This window comes from Ensifer sp. LC163, from assembly GCF_001695855.1.
GTDB lineage: Bacteria > Pseudomonadota > Alphaproteobacteria > Rhizobiales > Rhizobiaceae > Ensifer.
The window spans coordinates 156,108-175,079 of record NZ_MBSS01000067.1 but is presented as its reverse complement, the minus strand read 5'-3'; the positions used below and the strand labels follow the sequence as shown (position 1 = coordinate 175,079).

Below are 18,972 nucleotides of genomic sequence, written 5' to 3'. Positions count from 1 at the left end.
AGTCATTCCCGAATTATGAAGAAGCGGGCAATCTGCCCCTCACCCTAGCCCTCTCCCCGCAGGCGGGGAGAGGGGACTTGGACGGCGCGGCTTGTCCTTCTCCCCGTGAGCGGGGAGAAGGTCGCGGCAGCGGGATGAGGGGCTATACCGCATGCTTCCATATGGGAGGACTGAATGGAAAAGCTTGACCCGGTCGTCATCGTTTCGGCCGCTCGCACACCGATGGGCGCCTTTCAGGGCGGCCTCAAGGATTTGACGGCGCCCGAGATCGGCGCCATTGCCCTGAAGTCGGCGCTGGAGCGCGCCGGCCTCGATGCCGTCGACGAAGTGCTGATGGGCAATGTGCTGCCGGCGGGCGTCGGCCAGAACCCGGCACGCCAGGCGGCACTCGGCGCCGGCCTCGGCATGGAAACGCCCTCGACCACGATTTCGAAGGTCTGCGGCTCGGGCATGAAGGCGCTGATGGTCGGCCACGATACCTTGCTTTCCGGCGGCGCCACGGCGCTTGCGGTCGGCGGCATGGAATCCATGACCAACGCGCCCTACCTGCTGCCCAAGGCGCGCGGCGGTTTTCGTCTCGGTCACGGCGAAGTCAAGGACCACATGTTCCTCGATGGCCTCGAGGATGCCTATTCCGGTCGGCTGATGGGCACCTATGCTGAAGACACCGCCGAGCACTATCAGTTCTCCCGCGCGGATCAGGATGCCTTTGCCCTGCGCTCGCTGGAACGGGCGGTGAAGGCATTGCAGGATGGCTCGTTTGCCGAGGAGACGGTTGCCATCAGCGGCGCTGGCAAGCGGCAGACGGTTACGCTCGATCGCGATGAGCAGCCTGGAAAGGCGGATCCGGCAAAAATCCCGAAACTGAAGCCGGCCTTCCGCGAGAACGGCAGCGTCACGGCCGCCAATTCCTCCTCGATCTCCGACGGTGCGGCGGCGCTGATCCTGATGCGCGCAAGCGAGGCGGAGAAGCGCGGGCTGACGCCGCTCGCGATCGTTGCCGGCCATGCCGGTCATGCCCAGGAGCCCGCCTGGTTCACCACGGCACCGATCGGCGCTATCGAGAAGCTGCTGGCAAAGCTCGATTGGGAGAAGAACAGCGTCGGCCTCTATGAGATCAACGAAGCCTTCGCCGTCGTCGCCATGGCCGCTGTCCGCGACCTCGGCCTTTCCGACGACATCGTCAACATCCACGGCGGCGCCTGCGCGCTCGGCCACCCGATCGGTGCTTCCGGCGCCCGTATCATCGTGACGCTTCTGCACGCGATGCGCGCCAAGGGCGTCAAACGCGGCATCGCCTCGCTCTGCATCGGCGGCGGCGAGGCGACGGCCGTCGGGCTGGAGCTGTTGCAATAGGCCTTCAGCCGATCTGATGCGGTTCGGCACTCGCCGGGTTCGGTGAGTGAGGCTGCCCCTCACCCCAACCCTCTCCCCGCAGGCGGGGAGAGGGGACGCGGCCCACTTGACCTTCAGAGGGTTTCGGCGGCGAGAACAGCGGGAATATCCGGTGCTACAGGGGAGGACGAGCGGGCGCAGCACGGGCCCTTCTCCCCGCATGCGGGGAGAAGGTGGCCGGCAGGCCGGATGAGGGGCTTTTATGACCGAGGCGGCCGAAGGCGTCGCCCCGTAAAGACCGTCCCAACTAGATATGCAGCGCGTGACCCAAGCCCTTGAGGGCTGCTTCCTGGAACGCTTCCGACTGGGTCGGATGGGCGTGGATCGTGCCGGCGATGTCTTCCAGCCGCGCGCCCATCTCGATCGCAAGACCAAAACTTGCCGAAAGCTCCGACACCCCGTGGCCGACGGCCTGGATGCCGAGTACCAGATGGTTGTCGGCGCGGGCGACGACGCGCACGAAGCCGTCCTCCGACAGCGTCGTCATGGCGCGGCCATTCGCCTGGAAGGGAAACTGGCCGATCTTGATCTCGATGCCGCTCGCGCGGGCTTCCTCCGGCGACAGACCGGCGGTGACGATCTCCGGGTCGGTGAAGCAGACGGCAGGAATGCAGCGTTTGTCCCAGGCGCGTTTGTTGCTGGCGACGATCTCCGCGACCATCTCCCCTTGCGCCATGGCGCGGTGCGCCAGCATCGGTTCGCCGGTCACGTCGCCGATGGCGTAGATGCCGCGCATCGAGGTGCGGCACTGGTCGTCGATGCGGATGAACTTGCCGGCGCGGTCGAGATCGATCTCCTCAAGCCCGAAACCGTCGGTGACCGGCCGGCGGCCGACCGTGACCAGAACCTTCTCGGCCGGTACCTCGATCGGCCGGCCATTGTGCTCGGCCAACAGGCTCTTGCCGTCGGCGGAGTGCCCCTTGGCGACCGTCTGGGTGAACACCTCGATGCCGAGTTCGCCAAGGCGCTTGGCGATTGGCTTCGACAGATCGGCGTCATATTGCGGCAGGATGCGCGTCAGCGCCTCGAGCACGGTGACATGGGCGCCGAGCTTGGCAAAGGCGGTGCCGAGCTCCAGCCCGATATAACCGCCGCCGATGACGGCGACGCTGGCGGGAACGCTTTTCAGCGACAGCGCCTCGGTCGATGAAATGATCGAACCGCCGAAGGGCATGTCGGAAAGCTCGACCGGCGCCGAGCCGGTGGCGATGACGATCGCTTCGGCGCGAATGCGCTGCAGGCCGGTCTCGGTCTCGACATCGACCGTCTTGCCGTCGACGAAACGAGCCGTCCCGATGACGGCCTTGACGCCTGCCTTCTTCAGAAGGCCGGTGACGCCGCCGTTCAGCCGGCCGACGATGCCGTCCTTCCAGGCGACGGTGCGGGCGAGATCGATCGTCGGATTGGCAAGCGACAGGCCGAGCGGGCTGCGGCCCGATGCGGCCGCGCGCAGCTTATGGAATTCGTCGGCGGCGTGGATCAGCGCCTTGGAGGGGATGCAGCCGACATTGAGGCAGGTGCCGCCGGCCTTCGCCTTCTCGACGATGACGGTGTCGACGCCGAGCTGGCCGGCGCGGATGGCGCAGATGTAGCCGCCGGGGCCGGCGCCGATGACGAGCAGTTTGCAGGAGATTTCCTTCATGATCGCCTCATGCCTCCACGAAAATCAGCGCCGGCGTTTCGAGCAGGGTCTTCAGCCGCTGCACGAAGGTGGCCGCATCCCAGCCGTCGATGACGCGGTGGTCGAAGCTTGACGACAGATTCATGATCTTGCGCGGCACGAATTGCGCACCGTCCCAGACCGGGCGAACCGCCAGCTTGTTGACGCCGACGATGGCGACCTCGGGGTGGTTGATAACAGGGGTCGAGACGATGCCGCCGAGTGCACCGAGCGAGGAAATGGTGATGGTCGAGCCGGTGAGTTCGTCGCGCGTTGCGGTGCCGGTGCGGGCCGCTTCCGCCAACCGGTTGAGCTCGACGGCGCAATCCCAGATGCCGCGCGCTTCGGCATGGCGCACGACGGGGACGGTCAGGCCCGCCGGCGTCTGCGTGGCGATGCCGATATGGACGGCGTGGTGACGGCTGATGATGCCGGCGCCGTCGTCGAATGTGGCGTTGACGCCCGGCAGGTCGGCGATCGCCTTGACCAGCGCGCGCATGAGATAGGGCAGGATCGTCAGCTTCGGCTGATCCGGCTTGCGATCGCGGTTCATCGTCGTGCGCAGGTCTTCAAGTGCTGTCATGTCGACCTCCTCCACATAGGTGATGTGGGGGATGCGCGAGGTCGACAGCGTCATCTTCTCGGCAATACGGCGGCGAAGGCCGGTCACCTTGATCTCGTCAATCGCGGTCTTGCGCACAAGCCCGGCAGGGACTGCGGCCGGTTGCGCGCCGCGGGCAAGAAACTGATCGAGGTCGTCATGGGTGATGCGCCCGGCAGGCCCTGTGCCGGTCACCTGGCGCAGGTCGACGCCGCTTTCCCGGGCGCGCAAGCGCACCGCGGGCGAGGCCAGTGCCTTCTCCAGGCGCTCGGGAGCCACATGCACTCCACTTTTGGCCGGTGCCGCTGCCTTTGCGTCGACCTTTGCCGGTTGGCTCGGCGCTACGGCCGGGGCCCCGGCTTTCGGCGCCGGTTTCTCCTCCGCCTTGGCCGTTGGTTTCTCTTCGGCTGCCGGCGTCTCGGCGCCTTCGCCTGCGATTTCGATGCGCACGAGCGGCGCCTTGACCGCGACCGTGTCGCCGATCTCGGCGCCGAGCCAGAGCACCGTGCCATTGACCGGCGAGGGGATTTCCACCGTCGCCTTATCGGTCATGACGGCTGCCAGGATCATGTCCTCGCGCACGGGGTCGCCGGGTTTGACATGCCATTCGACAAGCTCGGCCTCGGCCACGCCTTCGCCGACATCCGGCATCTTGATTACGAATTCGCCCATGCTCAGGCCTCCATCACTTCGACGAGCGCGCGTCCGACGCGCGCCGGGCCGGGGAAATAGTCCCACTCCTGGGCATGCGGGTAGGGCGTGTCCCAACCGGCGACGCGCACGACGGGGGCTTCGAGGTGATAGAAGCAATGCTCCTGGACGAGGGAGGCGATTTCGCCACCGAAGCCCGACGTCAGCGTCGCCTCATGCACGACGACGCAGCGGCCGGTCTTTTCAATCGACTGAACGATGGCGTCGAGATCGAGCGGCAGCAGGCTGCGCAGGTCGATCACCTCGGCGTCGATGCCGGTTTCTTCGGCCGCGGCGAGTGCCACATGCACCATGGTGCCATAGGCGACGACGGTGACGGCTGAACCCTTGCGGCGCACTTCCGCCTTGCCGATCGGGATCGTGTAGTGGCCCTCCGGCACTTCGCCGAGATCGTGCTTCGACCAGGGAATGACGGGCCGGTCGTGATGGCCGTCGAACGGGCCGTTGTAAAGCCGCTTCGGCTCCAGAAACATCACCGGATCGGGGTCTTCGATCGAGGCGATCAGCAAGCCCTTGGCGTCATAGGGGTTGGAAGGCACGACGACCTTGAGGCCGCAGACGTGGGTGAACAATGCTTCCGGGCTCTGGCTGTGCGTCTGGCCACCGAAGATGCCGCCGCCGGTCGGCATGCGCAACACGATCGGGCAGGTGAAGTCGCCGTTGGAGCGATAGCGGATGCGGGCGGCTTCCTGGGTGATCTGGTCGTAGGCGGGATACATGTAGTCGGCGAACTGGATCTCGACGCAGGGTTTCAGGCCGTAGGCCGCCATGCCGATCGCCGTGCCGACGATGCCGCTTTCGCTGATCGGCGCGTCGAAGCAGCGGGTCTTGCCGTATTTCGCCTGAAGCCCTTGCGTGCAGCGGAAGACGCCGCCGAAATAGCCCACGTCCTCGCCGAAGACGACGACATTGTCGTCGCGCCCCATGGAAACATCCATGGCGCTGCGCACGGCCTCGATCATTGTCATTCTGGCCATATCAGTATCCTGCCTTCTGGCGCTGGCGGCGAATATGCGGCGGCATCTCGGCATAGACGCCTTCGAAGATGTCGCGCACCGACGGCTTGCCGCCGGCATGCAAGGTGCCGTGGCCCTCGGCCTGTTTCTGCGCCTGGATCACAGCGTCAACGATCTCGGCTTCTGCCTGGGTGTGGCGCTCTTCCGACCAGGCGCCACGCAGGATCAGGTGTTTCTTCAGCCTGAGGACCGGGTCGCCGAGCGGCCAGGCTTCCGATTCCGTCTTCGGTCTGTAGGCGCTCGGATCGTCGGAGGTGGAATGGGCGCCGACCCGGTAGGTGACGTATTCGATCAGCGTCGGACCGAGGTTGCGACGGGCGCGCTCGGCCGCCCATTTGGCAACGGCGTAAACGGCGAGATAGTCGTTGCCGTCGACGCGCAGCGCCGGAATGCCGAAGCCGAGGCCGCGGGCGGCAAAGGTACCGGAGCCGCCTCGGGCGATGCCCTGGAAGGTCGAGATCGCCCACTGATTGTTGACGATGTTGAGAATGACCGGCGCCTTGTAGGTGGAGGCGAAGACGAGCGCGGAGTGGAAATCCGATTCCGCGGTCGAGCCGTCGCCGATCCAGGCGGCCGCGATCTTGGTGTCGTTCTTGATCGCCGAGGCCATGGCCCAGCCGACGGCCTGGACATATTGGGTGGCGAGGTTGCCGGAGATGGTGAAGAAGCCATGCTCCTTGGAAGAGTACATGATCGGCAGTTGCCGGCCGCGCAAGGGGTCGCTCTCGTTCGAGAAGATCTGGTTCATCATCTCGACCATCGGGTATTCGTCGGCAATCAGCAGGCCTGCCTGACGGTAGGTCGGGAAGTTCATGTCGCCCTTGTTCAGCGCCTTGCGGAAGGCGCAACTGACCGCCTCTTCACCCAGATGCTGCATGTAGAACGAGGTCTTGCCCTGGCGCTGCGTCATGACCATGCGCGCGTCGAAGGCGCGCAGCATCATCATGTGCCTGAGGCCGGCGAGCAGCTCGTCGTCCGACAACAGGCCGGCCCAGGGGCCGACCGCCTCGCCGTCGCGGTTGAGCACGCGGATGATCGAATAGGCGAGATCGCGGATCGCTTCCGGGGCGACATCGATCTCGGGGCGCGGAACGGAGCCGGCCTTCGGGATCTTGACGTTGGAAAAATCCGGCTCGCCACCCGGCCGAACGGCCGGTTCTGGGACATGCAGGCTAAGTCGATCGGGATCGCTCATGCGGTTTCCGGCCTCCCTCCGGAGTGCGCAGCGCGCACCAGTCAGCATCGGGGAAAACGGAATGTCGCCTCACGGCAAAAAGTGGGCGCTCTAACCCGCAGGCTCCTCCGCCCCGGATCGTCACGCCTTCCTCCTCAGCCCCGTTCTCCCGACGGGAATGTTCACAGACTGCCACGAGTTCAGGGGCTTATGAAGGCCTTTCGGTGGCTCGGCATGCTCGCACTCGAAGAAAGACAGATTCCTGCAACGGGCATGGCAGCGGCTGGCGTCGCTGCGATTTCGGATCATCCGCCGCGTAATTTTCTTGCGCTCGCCCTTCCGGTCCGGATGCTCAAACCGGTGGGGCGATAGTGATCGGCGTGCCATCGGAGAAGCGAGACAGGCGAAAGGGCGTGGGATCGACGATCGGCCTTTGGCCGTTTACGAGGTCGGCGACCAGGTGCCCTGCACCCGGACCGATACCGAAGCCATGGCCGGAAAATCCTGTTGCCACCACCAGCCCGGGCAGGCCTTCGACCGTCGAAATCACCGGGACTGCGTCGGGCGTGACGTCGATCAGGCCCGCCCAGACCTGTTGCACCCGAGCGTCGCGAAGGGATGGCAGCGCCTTCCTGGCGTCATCGAATGCGCGCAGTGCCGAGTGCTGATCGGGTTGCGGATCCAGCACCCGGTGCCGCTCGAAGGCTCCCGGGCGATCGAGCGGGACAGTGCCGATCTCGAAGAGTTCGCGCCAGCTCTGGGCGCTGAGGCCGACCCGGACCGATTCGCCTTCGGCTTTTCTCGCCGGCTGGAAATCGCGGAAGAAGGCGAAACTGTCCGGCACCACCGGGTGCAGGTTGGCGCCGCCATCGGCAATCGTGTAGCCGCCGTCGAGCCGTTTGCGATAGGCGTAGGTGCCGGTTGCGCCCGCGCCTTCGGGGCCACCCGAAACCGCACTGGTCCTGAGCACCGTGTTGCGCACTTTCAGTTGCGGCAGCCGGATGCCGAGCCCCTTGAGGAACAACCGCGACCAGGCGCCACCGGCGACGACCACGGTCGACGTCTCGATCCGGCCCCTCTCTGTTACCACGGCGCTGATGCGCCCGGCTTTCTTCTCGATGCCGCGCACGGCACAGCCGGATAGAATGCGGGCACCTGCGCGCCTGGCACCGGCGACGATGGCCGGTACCGCCTTTTGCGGTTCGGCCCTGCCGTCGCTCGGCGTGTGCAACGCTCCCCTGTAGCGGATGCTGGCGCCTGCCATCAGCGCCCCGGTTTCGTCGGGTCCGATTTGCCGGCTGTCGACACCATAGGGTCTTGCCATTGCCAACCAGGCATCCCGGTTGGCGATATCGTTGTCGTTTTCCGAAATGTAGAGGATGCCGCTGCGGCGAAAGCCGGTCTCGCCCGCGACACGGGCATCGAGCGTGTCCCAGATCTTCAGCGCCTCGATTGCCAGTGGGATCTCGCGCTCGTCACGCCCCATGACGCGTACCCAGCCCCAGTTCCGGCTCGACTGCTCCGCGCCCGGAATGCCCTTCTCGCAGAGCACGACGTCAATGCCGCGCTCTGCGAGAAACAGCGCAGTGCTGACACCGATGATCCCGCCGCCGACGATGACGACATCGGCTTTAACAGGCTGGATCTGATCGGTTTCGACGGCATCGAGAAGGGGACCGGGCATTGAGGATAGGCTCTCAGGCTGATTTTTGCGGACGTGCCATCGGTACATGCCGGCATTGCCAGATCAAGGCCCGGATTCTAGCTTTTCTGCACCCTTGATGGTTGGCTGGCATCCGCCGATGTGAAATCGGCGCGGTTTGACTGCCGGCCGACTTTCGATTTACCGCACAAGCTTCTATGTTTCCCGCATGGATGACCGTTCTGACGACCTTCGCCCTGTTCTGCGCATCGACTTCCCGCCGGAGGACAGGCTTGGGCGCGGCAAGATCATGCTTCTGGAACACATCCGCGAGACCGGGTCGATTTCGGCTGCCGGCCGGGCCATGGACATGTCCTATCGCCGGGCCTGGCTGTTGGTCGACGCGCTGAACCGGATGTTTCGGGAACCGTCGGTCGAAAGCCAGCGTGGCGGCAAGCAGGGCGGCGGTGCGATGCTGACGCCTTTCGGCGAAACGCTGATCCGCCGCTATCGCGAGATGGAGGCGAAGGCGAAGGCGGCCATCGCCGACGATCTTGCCTGGCTGGAAGCGGTCCGCGATCCGTACCAGGCGAATGCGCCAGTTAGTGATCGATCGCCACGGACTTGATGATCGCGTGAACCGGCTTTCCCTGAGATAACTGAAGGGCGTCGCGCGAAAAGGTGGTGATGCGGGCGGCGATCGTCGCGCCGCCGCAATCCACCCGCACCTCGACGCTGCCATCTTCGCCCGCTGTCAGGTTGACGATCGTTCCCTCCAGCACGTTGAGAGCGCTGATACCTTCCGGGCGAACCGTCGCCAGCATGACGTCGCGTGCAGCAATATGCAGGCGCAAGGCGTGCCCCTGCGGCGCCTCGATCTTCGGTACCCGGATGAGCCGTTCGCCGACGCGGACCGTCGTCAGGTCATGGGTGGCGTCGTGTGTCTCTACCACGCCTTCGAGCAACACACCGGCTTCGCGCCGACCGGTTGCCAGTGCCGCCGCCGGCGTGCTCAAGACCTCGGCCGCGGCGCCAGATGCCTTTACCCGGCCGTCCTCAAGCACGACAACCCTTTGCGCCAGACGTGCGACCTCGCTCACGGAATGGCTGACATAGACGATCGGGATACCCGCATCGTCACGCAACCGTTCGAGATAGGGCAGGATCTCGGCCTTGCGCGCGTCGTCGAGTGCGGCGAGCGGCTCGTCCATCAAGAGCAGGCGCGGGGCGGCAAGCAGGGCACGGCCGATGGCGACACGTTGCCGCTCGCCGCCCGATAGCGCCGATGGATTGCGCTCGAGCAGATGGCCGATGCCGAGCATCTCGACGACGCGTTCCATGTCGGCGGCCTTTCCTGACCTGCCGGCAAACCAGCGGCCATAGGCAAGATTGCTGCTGACGCTCAAATGCGGGAAAAGACGAGCTTCCTGGAAGACATAACCGAAGCGGCGGCGATGGACAGGCGTGAAGATCCGGCGTTGGCTGTCGGCGATGATGTCGCCATCGAGCACCACGCGGCCGCCGTCCGGTCTCATCAGACCGGCGATGATGTTGATCAGCGAGGTTTTGCCCGAGCCCGAGCGGCCGAACAGCGCGGTGATGCCGCCGTTCGAAGTGAAGGCGGCGTCGATGGAAAAGCCTCCGAGCCGATGGTGGGCTTCGACGACAAGGCTCATGCTGCAACCGTCCGCTTGGCGGCAAGCGAGGCAAGGAATTCCGACAGCATCAGTGCTGCCATGGAAATGACGATCGAAATGATCGTCAGGCGCATGGCGCCGGCATCGCCGCCTGGCACCTGGGTAAAGGTGTAGATCGCAGACGACAGCGTCTGTGTCTCGCCGGGAATGTTGGAGACGAAGGTGATGGTCGCGCCGAATTCGCCCATCGCCTTGGCAAAGGCGAGGATCATGCCGGCGATGATGCCAGGCAGGATCAGGGGAAGGGTGATGGTGAAGAACACCCAGATCGGCCCGGCGCCGAGCGTGGTTGCGGCATCCTCGAGCTTGCGATCGACAACCTCGATCGACAGCCGGATGCTGCGCACCATCAGGGGGAAGGCCATGACGGCAGAGGCGAGGGCAGCACCTGTCCAGCGGAAGGAAAAGACCAGGCCGAAATTGTCGGCGAGGAAGGCGCCGATCGGCCCTCGACGCCCGAACAACAACAGCAGCAGAAAGCCGGTAACGACGGGCGGCAGGATCAGGGGCATGTGAATGATGCCGTTCAGCACGGTCTTGCCCCAGAAGCGTCCGCGCGCGAGCAGCATGGCGACCCCAAGCGCAAAGGGCAGGCTGCAGACCATCGCCACCGTGGCCACGCGCAGGCTCAGCCGGATCGCCGTCCATTCCGCGTCGCTCAACTCCAGCCAATCCAAAGTCGTCCCACTCCCGGTCGAATTGTCCCGCGCCGCGTGTCGTCCGCATGGCGCGGGAGAACGATAGATGCTTCGCCCGTCTCTGGACAGGCGGCCGCTGTTATTTCAGGATGATGAAACCCTGCTTTTCGAAGAGCGGTGCTGCCTTGTCGGACTTGATGAAGTCGACATAGGCGGCAGCATCGGCGCTCTTGCTGTCCGCGGTGATTGCGATCGGATAGATGATCGGCGGATGGCTGTCCTCGGGGAAGGTTCCGACGACCTTGACGCCCGGATCGGCTGCAGCGTCGGTCTGGTAGACGATGCCGTAGGGCGCTTCGCCGCGCGAAACGAGCAGCAGCGCGGCACGCACGCTTTCGACGCCTGCAATCTTCTGTTCGACGCTCGACCAGACGCCGAGCTTTTCAAGGGCTGCCTTGCCGTATTTGCCGGCCGGCACGGAATCGACGGCGCCCATCGCCAGGCGGCCGTCGCCGACAAGTGCCGCGAGATCGAAGCCCTGCTTGATCTCGACCGGCTGCGCGTCTGCCTTGCCCGAGACGAGAACGATGCGGTTGCCGAGCAGGTCCGAGCGGGTGTCGTCCTTGATCAGTTTCTTCTCCGCCAGGTAGTCCATCCAGGCGAGGTCGGCGGAGATGAAGACGTCGGCCGGAGCGCCCTGTTCCACCTGCTTGGCGAGCGCGGAGCTGGCCGCATAGGAAACGGTGGTTTCCTTGCCGCTTTCCTTCTGCCACTCGGCGTTGATCGCATCGAGCGCGTTCTTCAGGCTCGCGGCGGCAAACACCGTTACCTTGTCCTCGGCCATGGCGGCGCTCGGCGCGAAGGTCGCGCCGGCCCAGGCGACGCCAAGGGCGAGCACCAGCCCCTTCAGCCATTGTCTGCGTTGTTTCATCATTCTTGCCTCCACCAAGTTCGTGATATTTCTTAGGATATAACGATATCTCCTCCTGATTAGCGTTGTATCCATTGAAATACAATGCTGTTGGAAAGCGCTAGTAAAAGCCGTGAAGCAAGCGGCTGGCCGCGCGGTTAGCGCTTGCGGCTGCGGGCTATCGCTCTAAATTCCGGGGCGGCAAGCGGATGAAACGGACCGGAGGCGTGATGGAAACGGCAGTAAAGCTCGAAGAGACGTGGAAGGCGGCATTGGAGCCGGAATTTTCCAGCCCGTATATGGGCGAACTCAAGCAGTTCCTGCTCAGTGCCCGCAACGAAGGACGGCAGATCTTTCCGCGAGGGCCCGAGTATTTTCGGGCGCTCGACCTGACGCCGCTCGACAAGGTGCGCGTCGTCATCCTCGGACAGGATCCCTATCACGGCGACGGCCAGGCGCACGGGCTCTGCTTCAGCGTGCGTCCGGGTGTGCGGACGCCGCCCTCGCTCGTCAATATCTACAAGGAGCTGAACACCGACCTCGGCATTGCGCCGGCCCGTCACGGCTTTCTCGAAAGCTGGGCGAAGCAGGGCGTGCTGCTGCTCAACAGCGTGCTGACGGTCGAGCGCGGGCAGGCGGCGTCACATCAGGGGCGGGGCTGGGAGCGCTTCACCGATGCGATCATCCGCGCCGTCAACGAGGCCGATCATCCGGTGGTGTTTCTGCTGTGGGGCTCCTACGCGCAGAAGAAGGCCGCCTTCGTCGACCGCTCGCGCCATCTCGTGCTGCGGGCGCCGCATCCCTCGCCGCTCTCGGCGCATTCCGGCTTTCTCGGCTGCCGGCATTTTTCCCAGGCGAACGCCTTCCTCGCCTCGAAAGGCTTCGCGCCGATCGACTGGACATTACCCGAAAATCCGGAGGCGTCTTGAGCGTCTCGGCAAGCAATGGCGCTGGCGGCTGCGTCGCTGTCGCCGGCGGGTCTTGCGTCTCAATCGGCGATCCGCCAAAGACACGACAGCGTCGCGCGCCTGTTCAGGCGCACAAAGGTCGCTGTAACACTTTGATCTACCGGCAAGGGCGCGCGCATGCGGAAACTTCTGATCATCGGCATCGGCTCCGGCAATCCCGAGCACATGACCGTACAGGCGATCAACGCGCTCAACCGCGCCGACGTGCTGTTCATCCCGACCAAGGGCGAGAAGAAGACCGAGCTTGCGGAGGTGCGCCGCGAAATCTGCGCACGCTACGTCACGCGCGCCGACAGCCGTACCGTCGAGTTTGCCGTGCCCGTCCGGCGCACCGAGGGCGTCAGCTATGACGGCAGCGTTGACGACTGGCACGGCTGCATCGCCGAAATCTACGAGCGCCTGATCGACGGGGAACTGGGCGAAGACGGAATCGGCGCCTTTCTCGTCTGGGGCGATCCGATGCTCTACGACAGCACCATCCGCATCGTCGAGCGGGTGAAGGCGCGCGGCAAGGTCGCGTTCGACTATGACGTTCTTCCGGGGATCACCAGCCTGCAGGCGCTCTGCGCCAGCCATCGTATTCCGCTGAACCTCGTCGGCAAGCCGGTCGAGATCACCACCGGTCGCCGGCTTGCGGAAAGTTTTCCCGAGCGCAGCCAGACCTCGGTCGTCATGCTCGACGGCGAGCAGGCATTCCAGCGGATCGACGATCCCGATGCCGAGATCTACTGGGGCGCCTATCTCGGAACGGCTGACGAAATCGTCATCTCCGGCCGCCTTGCCGACGTCAAGGACGAGATCCTGGCAACGCGTGCTCGGGAGCGGGAGCGCATGGGGTGGATCATGGATATCTACCTCCTGCGCAAGGGTGCCGATTTCGAGGAATAGGCGCCGTTGCGCTTGCTTTCGCCAGGCTTTTTCCCGTCGTCTTTGATCTCTCTCAACGTCGGTGGCTGTGCTATAGCGTCTGGTGAAAAATGCCCCGCTGAGAGAGCGAGCGCCAGAAGCGACCGAGACAAGCCTATGACCAGTTGCGCCGTGCCGACACCGGAAACAACTGATGCCGCCGCATCGATGCGTCGGGGTGCCTGCCCGTCGCTTGTCGCACCGATGCCGACCGGCGATGGCCTGCTGGTGCGTCTGCGGCCGCTCGACGGCAGCCTGACGCTTGCTCAGTTCTCGGCCGTTGCGGCGGCCGCCCGGCGTTTCGGCAACGGCGTCCTGGAAATTACCGCGCGCGGCAACCTGCAGGTCCGCGGGCTGACGGCACTGAGCGTTCCGGGGCTTGCCGAGGCGATCGGCGAAGCGGCAATCACAGTTCCCGATGGCGTCGCGATCGAGACGCCGCCGCTTGCCGGCATCGACCCAGAAGAAATCACCGACCCTCGGATTGTCGCCGCTGCGCTACGCGCGGAGATCGCCGCACAGGGCGCTGCTTTTCGGCTGGCGCCGAAGCTTGCCATCGTCGTCGATGGCGGCGGTCGGTTCCACCTTGGCGAAATGATTGCCGATCTTCGCCTGCAAGCTTTTGGGCGCGGCGAGGAAATCTGGTGGAATCTCTCCCTTGCCGGAACGGCGGCGACGGCGAAGCCCATTTATGCGCTTCGAACCGCGGCGGTCGTGCCGGTCGTTATCCGGATTCTGGAAGCGTTGACCAACACCGGGCCGGCCGCGCGCGGCCGGGATCTCGACATCGATGCAGTGCAAGCGCTCTGTCCGCCGGCTGCCGTGGGTATCGACATCCCTGCAGCTTTTGCCCCGCCGTCTCCGGTTGTCGGCATCCATGATCTCGGTTCGGCTGGCACCGTCCTTGGCCTCGGGCTCGCCTTTGCCCAGATCGATGCCGTCAGCCTCATCGCCTTTCTCCAGCAGGCAAGCGCGCTTGGGGCGCGCGAAATTCGGCTCACGCCCGGTCACGGTTTTTTCGTGCTGGGCCTTGAGCGGGAAGCGGCCGCAATGGTCCAGCGTCTGGCCGTAGCGCAGGGCCTTCGCATCGCAGCGGATGACCCGCGAAACCACATCGCCACCTGCGCCGGCAGCACCGGCTGCGCTTCCGCATGGATGGACACGAAGGCGATGGCGCGGCTATGGGTGGAGACGGTGCCGGATCTGCTCGACGGCTCGCTGACGGTGCATCTCTCCGGTTGCGTCAAGGGTTGCGCCCGCCCCAGGGCGTCGGCATTGACGCTGGTGGGTGCGCCATCAGGATATGCGCTTGTCGTAAATGGGGCGGCCAAGGATGGCGCGAATGCCTACACCGATGAAAATGGAATGAAATCCGCGCTGGAACGGCTGGCCGGCCTGGTGCGGGAAAACAAAGACGCTGGCGAATCGGCGCGGTCCTGTCTTACACGGCTGGGTGCCGCGCGCGTCTCGGCTGCGTTCGAACAGGGATAGAAATGCCTGAGTATGACTACATCCGGGATGGCAACGCCATCTATGAGCGTTCCTTCGCCATCATTCGGGCAGAAGCCGACCTTTCCGCCTTCTCCGAGGAAGAAGCCGATCTCGCGGTGCGCATGGTGCATGCCTGCGGCCTCGTCGAGGCGTCGAAGCAGTTCGTGTTCTCTCCCGATTTCGTCGCCGCTGCCCGTGGCGCCCTGAAGAACGGCGCACCGATCCTGTGCGACGCCGAGATGGTGGCGCGGGGGGTCACGCGCGCGCGCCTGCCGGCCGGCAATGAGGTGATCTGCACGCTTCGCGATCCGCGCACGGCGGAACTGGCGGCCGAGATCGGCAATACGCGATCGGCCGCGGCGCTGAAGCTCTGGGGCGAGCATATGGCAGGCTCCGTCGTTGCGATCGGCAATGCGCCGACAGCGCTTTTCTATCTGCTCGAAATGCTGCGCGATGGCGCACCGAAGCCGGCAGCGATCATCGGCATGCCGGTCGGCTTCGTCGGCGCGGCGGAATCGAAGGATGCCCTGGCCGAGAACTCCTATGGTGTGCCCTTCGCCATCGTGCGCGGCCGCCTCGGCGGCAGCGCCATGACGGCCGCCGCGCTCAATTCGCTCGCGAGGCCGGGCCTGTGAGCGGGGCGGCCAAGGGCCGGTTGATCGGCGTCGGCACAGGCCCCGGCGATCCGGAGCTGCTGACGGTCAAGGCCGTCAGGGCCTTGGGCGAGGCGGATGTGCTCGCCTATTTTGCCAAGGCGGGCCGCAGCGGCAATGGCCGCGCCGTCGTCGAGGGGCTGTTGAAGCCGGGTCTCGTCGAGCTGCCGCTCTACTATCCCGTCACCACCGAGATCGACAAAGACGATGGCGCCTACAAGAGCCAGATCACCGACTTCTATAACGCGTCCGCCGATGCGGTCGCCAGCCATCTCGAAGCCGGTCGGACCGTCGCGGTGCTGAGCGAGGGCGATCCGCTGTTCTACGGCTCCTACATGCACCTGCATGTGCGGCTTGCCGGCCGCTTCCCGGTCGAGGTCATCCCCGGCATCACCGCCATGTCTGGCTGCTGGTCGCTCGCAGGCCTGCCGCTGGTCCAGGGCGACGATGTCCTGTCGGTGCTGCCGGGCACCATGGCGGAAGGCGAACTTGGACGACGTCTTGCCGATACCGAGGCCGCCGTCATCATGAAGGTCGGGCGCAACCTGCCGAAGATCCGCCGGGCGCTTGCCGCCTCCGGCCGGCTCGACCAGGCCGTCTATGTGGAGCGCGGCACGATGAGGAACGCGGCGATGACAGCACTTGCGGAAAAGCCCGATGACGAGGCGCCTTACTTCTCGCTCGTGCTCGTTCCTGGATGGAGGGACAGGCCATGAGCGGCACGCTCTATGTCGTCGGTACCGGCCCCGGCAATGCCGCGCAGATGACGCCGGAGACCGCTGAGGCGGTCTCGCAGGCGCAGGAATTCTTCGGCTACATTCCTTATCTCGATCGCCTGAACCTCAGGCCTGACCAGATCCGCATCGCTTCGGACAATCGCGAGGAACTTGACCGCGCGCAGGCGGCGCTGACGCGCGCTGCGGCCGGTGCCAAGGTCTGCATGGTCTCGGGCGGCGACCCCGGTGTCTTTGCCATGGCGGCTGCCGTCTGCGAGGCGATCGACAAGGGACCGGCGGAATGGAAAGCGGTCGATCTCGTCGTGACGCCCGGCGTGACCGCGATGTTGGCTGTTGCCGCGCGTATCGGCGCGCCGCTTGGCCACGATTTCTGCGCGATCTCGCTGTCCGACAACCTGAAGCCCTGGGATATCATCACCAAGCGGCTGAAGCTGGTGGCGGAAGCCGGGTTGGTGATCGCGCTCTACAATCCGATCAGCAAGGCGCGGCCCTGGCAGCTTGGCGAGGCATTCGAGATCCTGCGGGGGGTGCTGCCGGCATCGGTGCCCGTGATCTTCGGCCGCGCCGCTGGCCGGCCGGACGAGCGCATCGCCGTCATGCCGCTCGGCGAGGCCGATGCCAACCGCGCCGACATGGCGACCTGCGTCATCATCGGCTCGCCGGAGACGCGCATCGTTGCGCGCGAAGGCCAGCCGGATCTGGTCTATACGCCGCGCTTCTATGCGGGAGACAGCCATTGATCGATGCGTTCGAGCGCGGCATCGCAGTCTCCGACCGATGGCACGTCGGCGGGCTTGCGGCGCTCGACCATGATCACCGCGATCCCCAGCTTGCGGGCCGCCGCAATCTTTCCATAGGTGGCGCTGCCGCCGCTGTTCTTGGCGACGATGACGTCGATGCGATGGGACCTCAGCAGCTCGATCTCGTCCGTTTCGGCAAACGGGCCGGTGGCAAGAATCGCCGTCGCATCCGGCAGCTTGAGGGGCGGCGTCACCGGGTCAACGCTGCGGATGACGTAGCTGTGCTGCTGTGCTGCCTCGAAATGAAAGGCTTCCTGCCGGCCGATGGCGAGAAAGACGCGGCGCGGGACGTCGCCAAGTGCGATGACGGCTTCCGCGACGCTGCCGACGCCAGTCCAGTTGTCGCCGGCTTCCGCCTGCCACTGCGGGCGGCGCAGGGCAAGCAGGCGCACCTGCGCAGCCTTTGCCGCCGTGGCGGCGTTATGGGAAATCCGGGCGGCGAAGGGATGCGTCGCGTCGACGACCAGCGTGACCTGTTCGGCGCTGAGGAAGGCCGCAAGCCCTTCGGCGCCGCCGAAACCGCCGATGCGGGTCTTGACCGGTTGCGGGCGCGGATCGGCCGTGCGGCCGGCAAGCGAGATCGCGGTTTCGTAACGGGTGTCGTCGGCGAGGCGAGACGCCAGCTCCCGCGCCTCGGTCGTCCCGCCGAGAATCAATATGCGAGGTTTTTCCATGGCTGAGGTATCGAACAGCGATCCGGCCATCGTCTCCCCCTGGTTGACCATCATCGGCATAGGCGAGGATGGTGTAGCCGGTCTCGGCGACGAGGCCAAGCGGCTGATTGCTGCCGCGCCCGTCGTCTACGGCGGTGCCCGCCACATGGAGCTGACGCACTCGCTGATAAAGGGCGAGGGCCGCGTCTGGCAAAGCCCGTTCGGCCGCTCTGTCGAGGAGATCGTCGCACGTCGCGGCAGCCCGGTCGTCGTGCTCGCCTCGGGCGATCCCTTCTTCTTCGGCGTCGGCGCCACGCTTGCGCGCCGTGTTGTGGCGACTGAAATCCGCACGCTTCCGGCTCCCTCCTCCTTCAGCCTTGCCGCCTCGCGTCTGGGCTGGGCGCTGCAGGAGGCAACGCTCGTGTCGCTGCACGGCCGGCCGATAGACCTGGTGCGGCCACACCTGCAGCCGGGCAACCGGGTGCTTGCGCTGACCTCGGATGGAGCGGGGCCGAAGGCGCTCGCCGAGCTGCTCGCGGCAAGTGGTTTCGGTCAGTCGCGACTTACGGTTCTGGAGGCGCTGGGCGGTGCCGGCGAACGCGTGACCACGCAGATTGCCTCGCGTTTCATGCTCGGTCTGGTCCATCCGCTGAACGTCTGCGCCATCGAAGTGGCCGCCGATCAGGGCGGGCGGGTGCTACCGCTTTCCGCCGGGCGCGATGATACGCTGTTCGAACATGACGGCCAGATCACCAAGCGGGAGGTGCGGGCACTGACCCTGTCGGCGCTGGCGCCACGCAAGGGTGAGCTGCTCTGGGATATCGGTGCCGGCTCGGGCTCGATCGGCATCGAATGGATGCTGGCCGATCCGGCCATGCGGGCGATCGCCATCGAGGCCTCGCCGGAGCGGGCGGCCCGTGTCGGCCGCAATGCCGAGGCGTTCGGCGTACCCGGTCTTACCGTCGTCGAGGGCAGGGCGCCGGCGGCGCTTTCGGGCTTGGCGCGTCCCGATGCGATCTTCATCGGTGGCGGCGGCAGCGAGCCTGGCGTCATGGACGCGGCCATCGCTGCGCTCGACAGCGGCGGCCGGCTCGTTGCCAACGCCGTGACGACCGAGATGGAAGCGGTGCTGCTCAATCGGCATGCGCGGCTCGGTGGCTCGCTGATCCGCATCGACATCGCCCGGGCGTCGCCGGTCGGCGGCATGACGGGCTGGCGGCCGGCGATGCCGGTCACGCAATGGTCCTGGGCCAAGACCTGATGCATGTCGCCCGAAAGTGCGCAGCGGTTTCGGGACAACGACATTCGTGAGAACAATGG

Annotated in this window: 18 protein-coding genes; 9 read left to right on the top strand and 9 right to left on the bottom strand. The window is 65.6% G+C overall.

The genetic code is table 11. The features are described 5' to 3' along the window. The first annotated feature begins 174 nt into the window (after window positions 1-174). Window positions 175-1,356: an acetyl-CoA C-acyltransferase gene (locus BC360_RS29275; protein ID WP_065797829.1), complete on the top strand. Its 1,182-nt coding sequence runs from the start codon at window positions 175-177 to the stop codon at window positions 1,354-1,356. A 286-nt stretch (window positions 1,357-1,642) separates the two neighbouring features. Here the strand turns inward: BC360_RS29275 and lpdA are convergent, their stop codons facing one another. From lpdA to BC360_RS29250, 5 genes are all read right to left on the bottom strand, one after another. After that, complete coding sequence (lpdA, locus tag BC360_RS29270; RefSeq protein WP_065797828.1) at window positions 1,643-3,037, bottom strand: dihydrolipoyl dehydrogenase; 1,395 nt, start codon at window positions 3,035-3,037, stop codon at window positions 1,643-1,645. 7 nt (window positions 3,038-3,044) lie between these two features. After that, complete coding sequence (locus BC360_RS29265) at window positions 3,045-4,328, bottom strand: dihydrolipoamide acetyltransferase family protein (protein ID WP_065797827.1); 1,284 nt, start codon at window positions 4,326-4,328, stop codon at window positions 3,045-3,047. A gap of 2 nt (window positions 4,329-4,330) precedes the next feature. After that, window positions 4,331-5,344: an alpha-ketoacid dehydrogenase subunit beta gene (locus BC360_RS29260; RefSeq protein ID WP_053252133.1), complete on the bottom strand. Its 1,014-nt coding sequence runs from the start codon at window positions 5,342-5,344 to the stop codon at window positions 4,331-4,333. Window position 5,345: 1 nt separating this feature from the next. Next, entirely contained in the window at window positions 5,346-6,578 is a 1,233-nt protein-coding gene (locus tag BC360_RS29255; protein WP_065797826.1) for a 3-methyl-2-oxobutanoate dehydrogenase (2-methylpropanoyl-transferring) subunit alpha, read from the bottom strand. Between the two features lie 331 nt (window positions 6,579-6,909). After that, window positions 6,910-8,241: an NAD(P)/FAD-dependent oxidoreductase gene (locus tag BC360_RS29250; protein ID WP_065797825.1), complete on the bottom strand. Its 1,332-nt coding sequence runs from the start codon at window positions 8,239-8,241 to the stop codon at window positions 6,910-6,912. Window positions 8,242-8,428: 187 nt separating this feature from the next. Between BC360_RS29250 and BC360_RS29245 the strand changes: the two genes are divergently transcribed. Further along, window positions 8,429-8,827, top strand: coding sequence for a winged helix-turn-helix domain-containing protein (locus tag BC360_RS29245; RefSeq protein WP_065797861.1), 399 nt, complete (start codon window positions 8,429-8,431; stop codon window positions 8,825-8,827). Here the strand turns inward: BC360_RS29245 and modC are convergent. The 3 genes from modC to modA all read right to left on the bottom strand — a co-directional run bounded on the left by modC (window position 8,802) and on the right by modA (window position 11,465). Beyond that, window positions 8,802-9,875: a molybdenum ABC transporter ATP-binding protein gene (gene modC / locus BC360_RS29240; protein ID WP_065781076.1), complete on the bottom strand. Its 1,074-nt coding sequence runs from the start codon at window positions 9,873-9,875 to the stop codon at window positions 8,802-8,804. The genes BC360_RS29245 and modC overlap by 26 nt on opposite strands. After that, window positions 9,872-10,573: a molybdate ABC transporter permease subunit gene (gene modB / locus BC360_RS29235; protein ID WP_065797824.1), complete on the bottom strand. Its 702-nt coding sequence runs from the start codon at window positions 10,571-10,573 to the stop codon at window positions 9,872-9,874. The genes modC and modB overlap by 4 nt, the downstream gene beginning before the upstream one ends. Window positions 10,574-10,673: 100 nt before the next feature. Beyond that, window positions 10,674-11,465 (bottom strand): molybdate ABC transporter substrate-binding protein, encoded by a 792-nt coding sequence (gene modA, locus BC360_RS29230; RefSeq protein ID WP_161952477.1) that lies wholly within the window; start codon window positions 11,463-11,465, stop codon window positions 10,674-10,676. Window positions 11,466-11,674: 209 nt separating this feature from the next. Here modA and ung point away from each other — a divergent pair, with 209 nt between their 5' ends. The 6 genes from ung (at window position 11,675) to BC360_RS29200 (ending at window position 16,939) form a co-directional block, all read left to right on the top strand. Then, window positions 11,675-12,373 (top strand): uracil-DNA glycosylase, encoded by a 699-nt coding sequence (gene ung / locus BC360_RS29225; RefSeq protein WP_065797823.1) that lies wholly within the window; start codon window positions 11,675-11,677, stop codon window positions 12,371-12,373. A 156-nt stretch (window positions 12,374-12,529) separates the two neighbouring features. Continuing rightward, window positions 12,530-13,300: a precorrin-6A synthase (deacetylating) gene (cobF, locus tag BC360_RS29220; RefSeq protein WP_065797822.1), complete on the top strand. Its 771-nt coding sequence runs from the start codon at window positions 12,530-12,532 to the stop codon at window positions 13,298-13,300. 135 nt (window positions 13,301-13,435) lie between these two features. Continuing rightward, a complete protein-coding gene (cobG, locus tag BC360_RS29215; protein WP_065797821.1) occupies window positions 13,436-14,809 on the top strand; it encodes a precorrin-3B synthase in 1,374 nt (457 codons plus the stop codon). A gap of 2 nt (window positions 14,810-14,811) precedes the next feature. Continuing rightward, window positions 14,812-15,444, top strand: coding sequence for a precorrin-8X methylmutase (locus tag BC360_RS29210; RefSeq protein WP_065797820.1), 633 nt, complete (start codon window positions 14,812-14,814; stop codon window positions 15,442-15,444). After that, window positions 15,441-16,178, top strand: a complete 738-nt coding sequence (locus tag BC360_RS29205) for a precorrin-2 C(20)-methyltransferase (RefSeq protein ID WP_065797819.1) — start codon at window positions 15,441-15,443, stop codon at window positions 16,176-16,178. Before BC360_RS29210 ends, BC360_RS29205 begins: the two co-directional genes overlap by 4 nt. Further along, window positions 16,175-16,939, top strand: a complete 765-nt coding sequence (locus BC360_RS29200) for a precorrin-3B C(17)-methyltransferase (protein WP_065797818.1) — start codon at window positions 16,175-16,177, stop codon at window positions 16,937-16,939. Before BC360_RS29205 ends, BC360_RS29200 begins: the two co-directional genes overlap by 4 nt. Here BC360_RS29200 and BC360_RS29195 read toward each other — a convergent pair. Continuing rightward, window positions 16,918-17,703, bottom strand: coding sequence for a cobalt-precorrin-6A reductase (locus tag BC360_RS29195; RefSeq protein ID WP_065797860.1), 786 nt, complete (start codon window positions 17,701-17,703; stop codon window positions 16,918-16,920). The genes BC360_RS29200 and BC360_RS29195 overlap by 22 nt on opposite strands. Between BC360_RS29195 and cbiE the strand changes: the two genes are divergently transcribed. Then, a complete protein-coding gene (cbiE, locus tag BC360_RS29190; RefSeq protein ID WP_139110254.1) occupies window positions 17,672-18,913 on the top strand; it encodes a precorrin-6y C5,15-methyltransferase (decarboxylating) subunit CbiE in 1,242 nt (413 codons plus the stop codon). The genes BC360_RS29195 and cbiE overlap by 32 nt on opposite strands. Window positions 18,914-18,972 lie beyond the last annotated feature (59 nt).

Coding starts and splice junctions, on each gene's coding strand:
- BC360_RS29275 (WP_065797829.1), top strand. CDS start 175: ATGGAAAAGCTTGACCCGGTCGTCATCGTTTCGGCCGCTCGCACACCG.
- lpdA (WP_065797828.1), bottom strand. CDS start 3,037: ATGAAGGAAATCTCCTGCAAACTGCTCGTCATCGGCGCCGGCCCCGGC.
- BC360_RS29265 (WP_065797827.1), bottom strand. CDS start 4,328: ATGGGCGAATTCGTAATCAAGATGCCGGATGTCGGCGAAGGCGTGGCC.
- BC360_RS29260 (WP_053252133.1), bottom strand. CDS start 5,344: ATGGCCAGAATGACAATGATCGAGGCCGTGCGCAGCGCCATGGATGTT.
- BC360_RS29255 (WP_065797826.1), bottom strand. CDS start 6,578: ATGAGCGATCCCGATCGACTTAGCCTGCATGTCCCAGAACCGGCCGTT.
- BC360_RS29250 (WP_065797825.1), bottom strand. CDS start 8,241: ATGCCCGGTCCCCTTCTCGATGCCGTCGAAACCGATCAGATCCAGCCT.
- BC360_RS29245 (WP_065797861.1), top strand. CDS start 8,429: ATGGATGACCGTTCTGACGACCTTCGCCCTGTTCTGCGCATCGACTTC.
- modC (WP_065781076.1), bottom strand. CDS start 9,875: ATGAGCCTTGTCGTCGAAGCCCACCATCGGCTCGGAGGCTTTTCCATC.
- modA (WP_161952477.1), bottom strand. CDS start 11,465: ATGAAACAACGCAGACAATGGCTGAAGGGGCTGGTGCTCGCCCTTGGC.
- ung (WP_065797823.1), top strand. CDS start 11,675: ATGGAAACGGCAGTAAAGCTCGAAGAGACGTGGAAGGCGGCATTGGAG.
- cobF (WP_065797822.1), top strand. CDS start 12,530: ATGCGGAAACTTCTGATCATCGGCATCGGCTCCGGCAATCCCGAGCAC.
- cobG (WP_065797821.1), top strand. CDS start 13,436: ATGACCAGTTGCGCCGTGCCGACACCGGAAACAACTGATGCCGCCGCA.
- BC360_RS29210 (WP_065797820.1), top strand. CDS start 14,812: ATGCCTGAGTATGACTACATCCGGGATGGCAACGCCATCTATGAGCGT.
- BC360_RS29200 (WP_065797818.1), top strand. CDS start 16,175: ATGAGCGGCACGCTCTATGTCGTCGGTACCGGCCCCGGCAATGCCGCG.
- cbiE (WP_139110254.1), top strand. CDS start 17,672: ATGGCTGAGGTATCGAACAGCGATCCGGCCATCGTCTCCCCCTGGTTG.
- BC360_RS29195 (WP_065797860.1), bottom strand. CDS start 17,703: ATGGCCGGATCGCTGTTCGATACCTCAGCCATGGAAAAACCTCGCATA.